The following is a 13,200-nucleotide window of genomic DNA, read 5'->3' on the forward strand; positions in this document are numbered from 1 at the left end:
GGAAACGAGGCCGAAGCAAATCGAAGCTTAAGGATCCAAGTTTTAATTTTTATCCGTGACGGCGTGCAGCTCGACATGACGTAAGCGAAACAGCTCACTGCCCTTGATCTCTTCGCCAACGACTTGGATATCGAATTTGCCCGGTGCGAGCGTGACGCGACCCAGGGAAACGGTTTGGCGCACACCCTCTCGCACGACGCCGCGCAATTCTTGGCCCTCAAAGCTAACGACAAAGCGTCCGCCCACCGAACTTGTCGGCGCATCGTAGTTCACGAAGACTTCGAACGTCGCAGCTTCCTTCAGCCGCACCGGCCAGGTGACCGCGCCGTCAGGTCGACCCCAGTTCATCGCGTAATCGTCGGTTTTTTTGCCCGGCCCAAATCGCACGTCACCCGTCGGATTCCCGTCGAACGCTCGCAAGACCTCCGAGGCAAAGGCGGGTTGCAACAGGCGCGCGTGATCCACCTGCAGCGCGTCCGCGCAGGTCAACAGGATGACCGAATCGATTTCATTGGGCGCGACCGTTGGCAATTCGATGCTCACATCTAGCCGATCGATTCGCGCAACCGTCAGTTTTTTCCGGCCCGCATTCGTCAGCAACTCCGCGGATTTCACCGTGCTGGTCAGCCCGCCCACCACGAGCCGACCGTTCACGGGCCAGCGAAACACATGCAGGTAAAGTTGGCTTCCTCTCACCGTGGATTCACCCCACGCCTGCACAGGCAACGGCGTGCGCGTGGTTCCGCGAATGGATTCACCGTTCACCTGCCACCATGCGCCGATGCCACGGAGAATCGCCGCGTCCTTCGGATCGAACGTGCCATCGCCTCTCGGGCCGATGTTGACGAGCATGTTGCCGCCGCGCGCGGAGGCCTTTGCAATCGTCTGCACAAAGTGCGCGACGGATTTGTGCGACAGATCGAATTTACTCCAACCATACGATTCGTTGGTCGTGGGAATGCCTTCCCAGTCGCCCGGGTGCGGCGAAAATTCCGCGGGCCGATCCGCAGTCGATTCATAATCGCCCCAACCGCGCACGAGGCGGCCGTTGACGACGACGTCAGGCCCGGCCGCGCGCACCGCTTTTAAAATCCGATAGTTTTCCGAGGGCGGCAGCTTGTGTGGCGTGTCGAACCAGATGATGTCCGGGTGATACATCGCGATGAGTTCCTGCAATTGCGGAATGGCTTTCTCGTTCACGTAACGATGCGCCGACGGCAAAAAATCCGCGCGTCCCGCTGTCGTTGCGGATTTTTCGCCCACGGTGTTGGCATCGGCTTCGGTGGCGTCGACGCGGGCACTCCCGCCGCTGGATTGCCACCACTCACGTCCACCGAGCAGTTTATCGCCGCCCGGATTTTGATAATCCCAATCGTTGCCCGGCCCGTCTTTCTCGCCCCAGTCGAACGCGTGCGAATAATAGAATCCAAATTTCAGGCCGTATTTTTTGCACGCCTCGCGCAACTCGGCCATCGGGTCGCGCTTAAACGGCGTCGCGTCGGTAAGATTGTAGGCGTTCACTTTCGACGGCCACATCGCGAAGCCGTCATGGTGTTTTGCCGTGATGACGAAATAGCCCATGCCCGCGTCACGCGCGCTGCGCACCCACGCGTCCGCGTCGAATTTCGCCGGATTAAATTTCGCGGCGATCTCGGAGCGGTATTCGGGAATTGGAATCTTGAGCACACGCTGGATGTGCTCAGCGTAACCGCCCCCGCGCTTGCCTTGGTATTCATTACCGAGTTCGGAATACACGCCCCAGTGGATAAACATGCCGAAGCGCGCGTCGCGCCACCACGCGAGCCGCTCATCGCGTGTCTGCATCGACTCGCGCCACCACGCCGCTTCGGGACTGTCCTGCGCCGGCAATTCCGTCGAAGGCAACGGCGTCGGCAAACCTGCCCACGCCACCGAAATCACCGCGAGCGAAAGCACCGTCACGCAAACCAAGGAAGAACCAAAGACCGTATTCATGGGGTAACGTTTCGTGGGTCGTTCACGGTCAAATCGCAAGCCCGTCGGACGATTGTCCATTACGCCGCCAAGTTTCTCCATTCTCGCCGCTCACTTGGTTTCGGTATAATCAGAGCGCAGGCCCAGCCGTTCCCTTCTTTTCCCTTTTTGCTCACCATGAATTTTATCGCCCCTCTCACGGCTGCCGCGCTCGCATTTCTCCCGCTCGTTTCAGCGGGTAGTCAAAGCAAACTCGTGCATGCCGGCCCAAGCGGAAAGCTCGTTTACGTTCCCTACAACGAAGCCGGCGACACGGTGCTCGATTTTTCAAACTGCGGCTACGGGGGCGGCGGCGTGCCGCTGCCGCGCGCGGAGGAAAAAATCCGCCTGACCGCTTCCTCCGCCAACGACGACGACACTAAGCGCATTCAATCCGCATTGGACGAAGTCGCGCAGCTTCCCCTGGACGCGGACGGATTCCGCGGCGCGGTGGTGCTGTCGCGAGGCACCTTTCGTGTTTCGGGCACGCTCAAAATCTCCGCGAATGGCGTCGTGTTGCGCGGCGAAGGCCAGCGCGAAACCGACACCGTGCTCCTCGCCACCGGCAAAAAGCAGCGCTCGCTCATCGAGATCCACGGTTCAGCTGAACCGAAGCGAGCCGCCCGCCACGCGATCAAGATCACCGATCGTTACGTGCCGGTGGGCACGCGCAGTTTTACGGTCGAAGAGGCTTCCGCGTTGCGCGTTGGCGACCGCGTGTATGTGGACCGCGTCGGCAACCGCGCGTGGATTTCGGAGATCGGCATGGATCGCATTGCGGGTCGTCCGGGCAACGAATCCTCCACGAAGCAATGGACTGCATTCACCTTGAACTATGACCGCATCATCACCGCGATCGACGGCAAGCGTATCACGGTGGATGCGCCGATTCCGTGCGCCCTCGACGAGCGCTGGGGCGGCGGCAGCGTCGTTCCCTACACGGACGAAAATCGCATCGAGCGCTCTGGAGTCGAGAATCTCCGCGGCGATTCCGAATTCGACTTCACGATCACCGGGAAGGACAGCCAAGGCCGCGTGTATCCCGCCGACGAAGCGCATGCGCTTTACCTGGTAAGTTTTGATAACGCGAAAAATTGCTGGGCGCGCGACGTGACGGCGGTGCATTTCTACCACGGCCTCGCGATCATCGCCCAACATGCGAAATGGATCACGGTGCAGGATTCCACGAGTCTCTCGCCAGTTTCCAAAATCGACGGCGGGCGACGCTATCCGTTCTATATTGAAGGCCAACTCAGCTTGATCCTGCGCTGCGTTTCTGAGGGCGCGCGCCACGCGTTCGTGCTCGGTGCGCGCGTCAGCGGGCCGAACGCATTTGTCTATGGAATCTCCCGCGATGAACACGCGACCAGCGAACCACATCATCGTTGGTCAGTGGGTGGGCTCTACGACAACGTCGAATCCGATATCGCTTTTCAGGACCGGCAATGGATGGGCAGCGGGCACGGCTGGGCCGGCGCAAATTACGTCGCGTGGAACACCCGGGGCACCCTGATCAGCCAGCAGCCGCCCACCGCGCAAAATTTTGCCGTTGGTCACGTCGGCCCGAAAAGCGGCGGCGCGCATCCGCGAGCAGACAGCCATTGGGAATCACACGGCCAGCACGTCGAACCCGAGAGCTTGTATTTCAAACAGCTGGCAGACCGTCTGAAATAATTTTTGCGGCTTCTCTTGGACGATTTTGCGCGCTAGCTAATTCGCTCCATGCCCCACATCGCTCACATCGCCAATCTCTGGACACTCGTCGGTCATCCTTCGCTCAAAAAAGAATGGTCGCTCGATAAAAAAATTAAAGCGGTCGCCGACGCCGGCTTCGACGGCATCACGACTGCCGTCACGCCCGAGCATCGCCGCCTCGCGGAGAAACACGGCCTGGCGCACATCCTCGGTTTCATTTCGTCGGACAATCCCGATGATTTCGCGAAACTCATCCGCGATCAAAAGGAAGGCGGCGCGGTGCACATCAACGTCCAGATGGACGACCACGACACGCCGCCCGCGCTCGCTGCGAAACACTGGCTCCGCATGGAACGCGAAGCGGAAAAAATCGGCGGAGTCGTCGTTTCGCTCGAAGTGCATCGCGATACTTGCACCGAGACGCCGGAAAAAACCTACGAGATCGCCGACCGTTATCACGCTGCGACTGGGCGCCTGATCAAAATGAATTTTGATTTCTCACACCTCTCGGTCGTCAAGCACCTCAATCCAAAAAATTACGCCGAACGCCTGCTCGACCACCCGGAACTCCTGCAACACAGCGAGCAAGTCCACTTCCGGCCGTTCAACGGTCACCACTGTCAGGTGCCGGTTACCTATAAAAAGCAGCTCTCGCCCGAGGTAAAATCCTACCTCGTGTTTGTCGAAGCGGTGATGAAGTTGTGGAAAAACGCCAAAGCCAATCGCGACAAGACCATGTTCGCCTGCCCCGAGCTCGGGCCTTACAGCACCGGCGGCAGTGGCTACAATATCTCCGGCCTGCCTCCCGCGTGGCCCGACGCGATTGTGCTACGCGACGAACTCGCGAAAGCCTGGAAGCGCGCCTGAATTAGAAAAGGTTTTTACCTTCGCTCTTCGGCGGTTTCGGCAAACCAAGGATGTGCGCGAGCGTCGGCGCGAGATCGTCGACGCCCGTGCGTTCGCGTGACTCGCCCGGCTTCACGCCGACGCCATACCAAAGCAACGGCACGTGCGTATCATAATCGTAAGGTGAACCATGCGTGGAGCCCGTCGCTTTATTGAAGTAGTAAGGCTTCGTGATTAAATAAACGTCGCCGCTGCGCTCGCGGTTGAAACTGCGCAGCGCCATGCGGTCGATTTCATCGGTCGCCTCACCGGCTTCGAGTTGAGCCCGCGTGTAAGCGCGCGCCACCATCTCGACTGTGAGCAACGCATCGCGCACGACGATCTGCGCGGCGGCGGAGTCGACTTTCTTTTCCCGCAGCGCGCTCGGATGAACGATGAAATACGCGTCGTCGCGCACCAGCCAGTTACTGCCATCGGCGAGCGGGCCGTAAGTTTTATTCAGGGCGGCCTCGGCAGCGGCCGTGGTTTCCTTGCCGAAGCTGCGTCCCGAAGGCACGCCAGGTTGGTTCACCGCGAGGCGCTCAGGCATCGGGGCGACTCCGTGATCCGCCGTGAGCACCAACGTGCAGTTTTTCAGACCGATCGTGTCGTCGAGGTATTTGAAAAACTCCGCCAGCGTGCGATCCATGCGCACCACATTGTCCATGATCTCGTGGCTGTCGGGGCCGTAAAGATGCCCGATGTAATCATTAGCCGAGAAGCTGACGCATAAAATATCCGTCACGCCACGCTTCCCGAGTTTTTCACTTTCAATCGCGCTCTTCGCAAAATCGACAAGCAAGTCGTTCATAAACGGGGTGTTTTTCAGCGCTTCATCGAAGCGATCGCCCGCGCTGCTTTCGCCGCCGGTAATCGTCTTTGGCAGCGTGTTGCCGAGCTCGCCACTCTTGGTGTCTTCGCCGGCGGCGGCGTCAGGTCCCTGCACCGCGTAAGCTTCGATCGGGAGGAGGCGATCCCAGACCTTGCCGTAATACGCCGCCAGTTTCTCCGCCGCGTTCCATTGCTTCACCCACGCGGGAAGCTCGGGAAAGTAATACGTCGAGCTCACCATGTGGCCTTTCTCCATGAAGTAGGCGGCATCCGCGCGCGCACCTGTCATGAGGATCGCGGCCCGGTCTTTGTTGGAAATACCGATGACCTTCGACTGCGCGCTCACGGCTTTGAGTTCGTCACCGATGGTCGGCGCCAGCAGGCGTTTCGGCGAACGTCCCTGCGCGGCCTCGCCGAGCGCCGCATACGGCTTAACCCCGGAGGCGGCGGGCAATCCGATGATGCGCACGCTGGCATCGCCGACATTCGAGACGGCTTCGAACGTGTGGCGATCCACCCAGTCGTTGGCGATGACGCCATGCACATCCGCATGCACGCCCGTGAGCATCACGGAGTGACCGCACGCAGTCTTCGTATGCGCGTGGCGATAGCGCGTCTCGCAGAAATTCGCACCGTGTTTCAAAAACAGATTGAAGCCGTCCGTCCCGAAGTGCTGGCCAAAACGCGTGAGGTAATCGGCGCGAAACTGATCAATGCTGATCGCCACGACGAGCGACGGCTTGGGCGCGGAGTCGGCGCTGATCCCGGTCAAGGCGCCCATTGCGAATCCAATGCCACCAAACCACGCGCGAAGAAAAATCTTGGGAAAAATCATGAGAAGATGCGTTCTTAGCAGCGGTGAGCGCTGCCTTGAAACAAGCCAAGGCCTTTTAGCCTCCGGCGCGAGATTGTAACGCAGCCGCCCAACAAACTACGGGATCGCCACGCGTCAGGGCGCGCCGCTTTTCAACCGCACCAGCAGAGCGGCGTTAAACCTCACCTTTACTTGCCCGCGCCGCTCAGCGCGACTTCCCGCGTGGCCTTGCTCGTGGTGCGACGACGACGCGACGCTTCAGCCACTTGCTGCTGCACGCGACGGCCAGCCCACGCGCACGCGGTCAGCAACACCGCCGCGTAAACCACCAGACCCGCGATCCACCACGCATTCAGATGATCGCTGACGCCGGCACCGACGAGCGCCAGCAACGAGCGCACCGTGTGAAACGGCACCGAGCACAACAGAATCGTCCGCAACGGCACCCCGATCAGCGGCAGCGCATAAACTTGCATCCAATAAGGGACGCCCGGCAACAGGGCCGAAAAAATCGTCAGCGACGTGTGCGAGGCTTGCGGCAGGCGCTTGCGAATCGGCGCCACCAGTTTGGTGAAGACACCCGGCATCAAGCGCACGAGGCCGAACGCCAGAAATTGGTGCAACACGATCGCGAGCACCACGAGGGGCAAGCCACCCGCGATCCCGAAACGCAGGCCCGCTCCGATGTTCACCACTGTGGCCGGACAACCGACGAGCGGCAAAATCACCATCGCCAAAAACGCCCAGCCGCCGGGAATGCTTTTAATATTAGCGTGAATGGTTTCGAAATCTACGCGCCCCCAGAAAATCGAAACGCCCAGCGCCACGAGCACGACCGCCGCGAGCGCGCGCCAGTGCTGGATGAACCAACGCTTTTGCGGCGTGCGCTTGCGCGCGACGCTCAACGCCGCGGGCTTGAGCGTGCGACGGCGGGTCGCGGCGCGTTTTTTAGAAGTGACTGACGTGAAGGAAGCCATGTGTGTGGTGGTCTTAACTTGGTCATCAACTTGACTCAAAAGCTCCACCTTGTCGCGAGGTTCTGCGGCGAAGAAGCTAGGCCGCATCCGCCCGAATTCCTACCTGCGTCGGAGCGGGAGACTTCCCTATGGGTGTCAACTTCCCGCGGAAAAAGACGTGCCACGACCACAGCTTTACTTTTTCAGTCCCAAGCCGTTTCCTCGCGTTCTCCCTGCCATGAATTTCGCTGACATCCAGAATTCACTGCCCGTTCACGCCGTCACCACCATCGACGGCCTTCCGTATCCGCGCATCGCCTCCGGAAAAGTCCGCGAGATTTTCGACTTGGGAGACGCGTTGCTGCTCGTGGCGACCGATCGCCTCTCGGCGTTCGACGTGATTTTGCCTGACGGCATTCCCGGCAAAGGCGCGATTCTCACGCAGATGAGCCACTGGTGGTTCGCGCAAACCGCACCGCTGATCCCAAATCATTTGTTGCCCGATCAAGCCGGTGAGTTTGCGCGCCGCGGGATTACGGATCGCGATTTGCAACTCCGTAGCATGGTAGTGAAAAAACTCAAACCGCTCGCCATCGAGTGCGTGGCCCGCGGCTACCTCATCGGCAGCGGCTGGAGTTCCTATCAAAAGACCGGCGAAGTGTGCGGCATTAAACTCCCCGCCGGTCTCCGCCAGGCCGACAAGCTTCCCGAACCGATTTTCACCCCGACGACGAAAGCCCCCAAAGGCCAGCACGACGAGCCGATCAACGACGCTCAGGGAGCCGCCATCATCGGCCCCGTGCTCTACGAAAAAGTAAAAGCGCTTAGCCTCGATCTCTACCGCTTCGGCCACGACCGTGCGAAACAAGCCGGCATGATTCTCGCCGACACGAAATTCGAGTTCGGCACCGACGCCGCCGGAAATCTTTTCCTGATCGACGAAGTGCTCACGCCGGACTCGTCGCGTTACTGGCCGGCTAACGAATATCGTCCCGACTGCTCGCCGCCGAGCTACGACAAACAATTCGTGCGCGACCACCTGCTCGCCTTGCAGTGGAACCAGACGCCCCCCGCGCCACGTTTGCCGGCCGACGTCATTTCACGCACGCGCGACAAATACCTCGCGGCGCTGAAAAATTTAATCGGTTAACAAGTTCATGTCGGCCCAAACCAAATTTCGCCGGTTCGTCAGTGTCATTGCTTGGGGCCTCCTCTTGCCCGTCATCGCGCATGCCACGATCGGTGAAAGTTTCGCGGCGCTGAAAGAACGCCTCGGCAGCGCCACGCCCACCGCCCGCAAGAATGTGCGCGTCTGGTTTATTGAAGCCATCGACGGCCAGCTCACCTACACCGTGACGTTTAATGCCGCGGACAAATCCATCGCCGAAGGCATCAAGCCGGTGAAGCGCGCGCGGTTCACGCCCGACCTCGCCCAGGATTTTATTGCCACCCAGACGCGGCCCTACGCCGGCTCGAAAACGTTGCGCGAGATCGCGCCGGGAGAAAAATATACGTTCGCGAACCGCAATTTTACCTGCGGCGAAAACGAAACCGCCATCGTCGACGATGCCAATGGCCTGCTCATCGTGTGGATCAAAGCCCCGCTTCCCTCGATCATGGCCATTTCCCACGAGATGTTCTCTCCGCCGCCGACGGCGAAGTAAGCCAAAAGCGCGCAATCCCGCTCTTGTAAGCCGGCGTTTCGTGCGTTTGGTTCGTGGACTTCAACCCATGACTACCCGTTCAATCCATTCCCTTTCGTTCACGCGTAATCTCACCGCTGGCACCGCGCTCATCGCGGCTGCGTTGCTCCTAACCGCTTGCGGCAAAAAAGAAAAATCCATGGAAACCGCCTCCAACAAACCGGCCGCTCCCGCTCCTACGGCTGCACCGACAACGTCCACAACTCCTGCCACCCTGCCCGCTGGCTTTGAATCCCTCGAACAACGCGTGAGCTACGGCGTGGGTTTCAAAATGGCTTCCGGCATTGCCCAACAAAAAGATTTCAAAGTCGATCGCGCCGCCCTCATCGCTGGCATCGACGACGCCCTTGCCGGCGGCAAACTCCGCCTTGAGGAAAAAGACATCCAGGCCGCCTTCATGGAAATGCAACAGCGCGCCGAAGCCGCCGCCGCTGAAGCTGGCAAAGCCAACATCGCGCTCGGCGAGGCTTACCTCGCCAAGAACAAAGCCAAACCCGGCGTGAAGACGACCGCTTCCGGCCTGCAATACGAAGTCATCAAAGCCGGCACCGGCGCCAAGCCCAAGGCCGAGAACACCGTCCGCGTCCACTATCATGGCACGTTGATCGACGGCAAAGTATTCGACAGCTCCGTCGAGCGTAACGAGCCGATCGAATTCGCCGTGCAAGGCGTCATCCCTGGCTGGACCGAAGCGCTGCAACTCATGTCCGTCGGCGACAAATGGAAGCTCACGATTCCTTCCGCCCTCGCCTACGGCCCGCGCGGCGCGGGTGCGGACATCCCACCGAACTCGGTGCTGGTTTTCGAAGTCGAATTGCTCGAAGTCAAATAACTCGCAGCCGGTTTACTTAAATCGCGGCAGGTGATGCAAGACGCCCTCGCCATCTCCTGCCCACACTGTGGGGAATCCTTCTCCCTCGCGTTTGACGCGAGCGAAGGCAGCGCGGAATTCGTCATCGATTGCGAAGTCTGCTGCCGCCCCATGAACGTCACCATTCAAGTCAACGACGACGGCGAAATCGAAACCCTGGACGTCGTGGAAGAGTAATCCGCACCCAAACCGTTTGTCATATATTATATGACAAACCGCGTTTGGCAAACACGGCCCTCAACTCCACTCCTGGCCTGTCTGCTGGGCATAAACCCACGCCAGCAACAGCAGCGTTCGTTCCGCGTCGGCGCAGGCGCTCCCTTCAACGAGCAATTGGTGAATGCGCTGACGCGGCAATCCGAGCAGGCGCGCCAGTTTTACTTTTTGTCCACGTTTTGCCAGGTAAGGCGCGGCGCTTTTCACGAGTTCGTTCCACACCGGTGTGTCCGGTCCGGGTTGAAGCGTGAGGCTGGGTTTGCGTTTCTTCTCAGGCTTTTTCGTGTGCGCGACTTTGCGCAAATTTTCCCAAGCCACTTCGATCAGATGGTCAGCAAATCCCGCCAGATCCGCACTCCGGATGGTGTTTTTCATTCTTGAAGTGAATCAGCATCAAACGCGTTTGTCATATATTATATGACAAACGGCTCGGGGCGGATTCTTAAGGCAAGTCTTTGCAGTGTATAACCGGTCATGGAATGAAAGGTGGCCGCGTAGCGGGTCTCCGTCTTTCCTTGGGCTCATGTGCCTTTGAGAATTTTTTTTAACGCCGGTTGAGTGGTCGCATGAAGCGAGGGAGACACAGGAAAGTTTCCCCTTAATTTAGTGGTGGGCCCACAGGGATTTGAACCCTGAACCAAAGGATTATGCATACCACTTCGGCTTTCGCCGCCGAACCATTTCGTGCGTGGTCTGGACCATGCCTTCACCATTCCGTTGCCGGAGAAGGTGGGTGATTATGGCCTCTACACCTTACCGCGTTTTCACGCGGGCTTGGCTCGGCGTTGGGTCGCATTCTCTCGAATGCAGGCCGTTCACCGAATTTACACCTGACTAACGACCGGTTTCCCGATCGCCGACCCGATTAACATCCAGTCCTCTGCTCTAACCGTTGAGCTATAGGCCCCCATCAAAGAACACGCGTTGTTGTTAGCGTTTCAATTGGTTGCAGCAAGTGCCGACTTTTCATCGACCCGTTCGTTCGGATTGGCTGCGAGGATCTGGCGTGTGGCCTCCAGGCCGTTGAGCACGGGCATGGCGATATACATCAACACGACGTCGGAAGCGACTGTTCGCTCCATCTCGACGGCTTCGCGTCCGGTCTTGGCTTCGCCGACGATGGTAAAGTGTCTTCGGCGTTGAGGAGCGCGCGCAGTCCTGCGCGCGCGGGGTGCCTCGGCCGGGCACGGACTAGCTCGTCCGTTCGCCGCCGACCATAGCGAGACGTTCGTTCATGCCGATCAGGCCGAGCCGACGAAGGCATCGCGCCGTTTTTCTGTGCGCACGCCCGCACTTCTCCCAACACAAAGAGCCCACTCCTCTGGCCCATGCCGCGGTATAACGCCTGATGCCCACGCATCGCGTAAATCACTACCTTCCGTCCGGCACGATCATCCGCTCTCGCGGCACACCTCGCATGCCAACCAACACTACTCCCATGAACGTCTCTGATCCGCTCTCACCTGACTACGACAAGCCCACGTATCTCTCCCATCGCTTTTGCCGCTCAGTTTCGTGGCCGGCAATTTTTGCGGGCATCAGCGCCGCGATTGCGCTGCAACTTCTCTTCACTCTCCTCGGGGCGGGCCTCGGCTTCGCGCTCTACAATCCCATCACGGATGAAAATCCCGTCGCTGATCTCGGCAAGGGCGCCGTCATCATCCACGGCATCAGCGCGGTCCTATCGTTGTGGTTCGGCGGCTGGGTCGCCGGGCGTTTCACCCCGGCGGGCATTCGCGCTTCCGCGTGGCTGCACGGTTTCCTCGTTTGGACCACCGCCACGGTCGCCGGCATTGTGGTCGTGGCATTAGGCGCCGGTTGGATCATGGGCGACATCTCCAAAATCGTCGGCGGCGGTCTCTCCGCAACGGGCAAACCGCTCGCGGCCATGACCAGCGGTGCAACCGACATGGCCAAGGATGCGGTGAAACAATCCGGCGACACCGTTTCGAGTTTCGTGGACGAAGCGCTCGGCACCCGCGCACTCACCGCGCCGCGTGATGAGAACATCCGCGCCAAACGCGAAATCAGTTTCGCCCTCGCCAGCCTGTTCAACCCAATCAACGAAACCAGCCGCGCCGAAAAGCGCACCGCCGCCATCAAGGCGCTCGATGAATACACGAGCGCGAGCGAAGCGGAAGCCACTCGCACCGTGGATGGTTGGATCGCCTCCTACGACCGCGTGAAAGCCGAACTCAACGCGGCCAAGGAACAAGCCGAAGCCAAAGCGCGCGTCGCCGCTGAAAAAGCTGCGGATGCGCTCGCGATTTTCTCCTTCTGCGCCTTCGCCGCGTTCGTGCTTGGTGCGATCGCCGCCAGTTGCGGTGGTTGCCACGGTGCGAAATGCGCGCGTCGCTGCGAAGAACGCACCGTTGTTCTCTAACTTATCACGAATCACGCACGGTCGCGTGTGATTACATTTTTCAACGCACCTCGCAGGAGGTGCGTTTTTTTGCGCCCCAAGGAAACGCACGCAACGACTTCCTCCCTCGCGCGCATCGGGGAATTATTTGCCCGCTCCGAAATCACCGCGCGTAACCCGCGTCGTTTACCGTTCTGCCAATGAGCGAATGGCCGGATTTTTTTCCCACCGCGATAAGCTAGAGTGTGTCCTCCGTCGCCAGTCGCGTCGGCCAACCCTCATCCCTCCCTCCCATGTCTGTCTCCTCACTCAAAGAACTCCTCGTCGAAGAAATCAAAGACCTCTACAATGCCGAAGGGCAGCTCATCAAAGCGCTGCCGAAAATGGCGAAAGCCGCCGTGAATCCCGACCTCAAAGCCGGCTTTCTCAAACACCTTGAAGAAACGCGCGGCCATGTCGTCCGCCTCGAACAAGTTTTCAAACTCCTCGGTGAGCCAGCCAAAGGTAAACTCTGTCCCGCGATGAAAGGACTCATCGAGGAAGGTAGCGAAGGCATTGAGGAAAACGAGCCGTCCGCGTTGCGTGACGCGCTTCTCATCGGCTCCGCGCAGCGCGTGGAGCATTACGAAATCGCCGCTTATGGCACCGTCCGCGCCTTCGCCGAAAAACTGGGTGAAGACAAAGTCGTGAAACTCCTCCAGCAAACCCTCGACGAAGAAGGCGCCACCGACAAAAAGCTCACCGAACTATCCGACATCGTTAACGAAGAAGCCTTGTCAGCCAGCGAGAGCGAGTAACCGGCGAATTGATTTCAATCCCGGCGGAAGACCGCCGGGATTTTTTCATCGAAAACACGTCTCCCCGGAAAACCTAAC

Annotated in this window: 12 protein-coding genes; 8 read left to right on the forward strand and 4 right to left on the reverse strand. The window is 59.4% G+C overall.

Annotated elements, in window-relative coordinates:
• Window positions 1-42 precede the first annotated feature (42 nt).
• Window positions 43-1,974 carry an alpha-L-fucosidase gene (locus ACRRQW_RS06765; RefSeq protein ID WP_438480510.1) on the reverse strand — a complete coding sequence of 644 codons (1,932 nt, stop codon included), beginning with the start codon at window positions 1,972-1,974 and terminating at the stop codon, window positions 43-45.
• 156 nt (window positions 1,975-2,130) lie between these two features.
• On the opposite strand from ACRRQW_RS06765, the gene ACRRQW_RS06770 reads away from it, so the two are divergent.
• On the forward strand, window positions 2,131-3,666 hold the full coding sequence (locus ACRRQW_RS06770) for a hypothetical protein (protein ID WP_438480511.1): 1,536 nt from the start codon (window positions 2,131-2,133) through the stop codon (window positions 3,664-3,666).
• 48 nt (window positions 3,667-3,714) lie between these two features.
• Complete coding sequence (locus tag ACRRQW_RS06775) at window positions 3,715-4,554, forward strand: sugar phosphate isomerase/epimerase family protein (protein WP_438480512.1); 840 nt, start codon at window positions 3,715-3,717, stop codon at window positions 4,552-4,554.
• A 1-nt stretch (window position 4,555) separates the two neighbouring features.
• Here ACRRQW_RS06775 and ACRRQW_RS06780 read toward each other — a convergent pair whose 3' ends face one another.
• Both ACRRQW_RS06780 and ACRRQW_RS06785 read right to left on the reverse strand, forming a co-directional pair.
• A complete protein-coding gene (locus tag ACRRQW_RS06780; RefSeq protein ID WP_438480513.1) occupies window positions 4,556-6,238 on the reverse strand; it encodes an alkaline phosphatase family protein in 1,683 nt (560 codons plus the stop codon).
• Between the two features lie 167 nt (window positions 6,239-6,405).
• Window positions 6,406-7,194, reverse strand: coding sequence for a hypothetical protein (locus ACRRQW_RS06785; protein ID WP_438480514.1), 789 nt, complete (start codon window positions 7,192-7,194; stop codon window positions 6,406-6,408).
• Window positions 7,195-7,411: 217 nt separating this feature from the next.
• Between ACRRQW_RS06785 and ACRRQW_RS06790 the strand changes: the two genes are divergently transcribed.
• From ACRRQW_RS06790 to ACRRQW_RS06805, 4 genes are all read left to right on the forward strand, one after another.
• Window positions 7,412-8,323, forward strand: a complete 912-nt coding sequence (locus ACRRQW_RS06790) for a phosphoribosylaminoimidazolesuccinocarboxamide synthase (protein WP_438480515.1) — start codon at window positions 7,412-7,414, stop codon at window positions 8,321-8,323.
• A gap of 7 nt (window positions 8,324-8,330) precedes the next feature.
• Entirely contained in the window at window positions 8,331-8,837 is a 507-nt protein-coding gene (locus ACRRQW_RS06795) for a hypothetical protein (protein WP_438480516.1), read from the forward strand.
• A gap of 67 nt (window positions 8,838-8,904) precedes the next feature.
• A complete protein-coding gene (locus ACRRQW_RS06800; RefSeq protein ID WP_438480517.1) occupies window positions 8,905-9,708 on the forward strand; it encodes an FKBP-type peptidyl-prolyl cis-trans isomerase in 804 nt (267 codons plus the stop codon).
• 33 nt (window positions 9,709-9,741) lie between these two features.
• A complete protein-coding gene (locus ACRRQW_RS06805) occupies window positions 9,742-9,924 on the forward strand; it encodes a CPXCG motif-containing cysteine-rich protein (protein ID WP_438480518.1) in 183 nt (60 codons plus the stop codon).
• A 60-nt stretch (window positions 9,925-9,984) separates the two neighbouring features.
• On the opposite strand, the gene ACRRQW_RS06810 is transcribed toward ACRRQW_RS06805, so the two are convergent.
• Entirely contained in the window at window positions 9,985-10,338 is a 354-nt protein-coding gene (locus tag ACRRQW_RS06810; RefSeq protein ID WP_438480519.1) for a hypothetical protein, read from the reverse strand.
• Between the two features lie 1,063 nt (window positions 10,339-11,401).
• Between ACRRQW_RS06810 and ACRRQW_RS06815 the strand changes: the two genes are divergently transcribed.
• Complete coding sequence (locus tag ACRRQW_RS06815) at window positions 11,402-12,346, forward strand: hypothetical protein (protein WP_438480520.1); 945 nt, start codon at window positions 11,402-11,404, stop codon at window positions 12,344-12,346.
• 272 nt (window positions 12,347-12,618) lie between these two features.
• Window positions 12,619-13,122 (forward strand): YciE/YciF ferroxidase family protein, encoded by a 504-nt coding sequence (locus ACRRQW_RS06820; RefSeq protein WP_438480521.1) that lies wholly within the window; start codon window positions 12,619-12,621, stop codon window positions 13,120-13,122.
• Window positions 13,123-13,200 lie beyond the last annotated feature (78 nt).

This window comes from Oleiharenicola lentus (assembly GCF_051660365.1).
In the GTDB taxonomy this organism is placed as follows: domain Bacteria; phylum Verrucomicrobiota; class Verrucomicrobiia; order Opitutales; family Opitutaceae; genus Lacunisphaera; species Lacunisphaera lenta_A.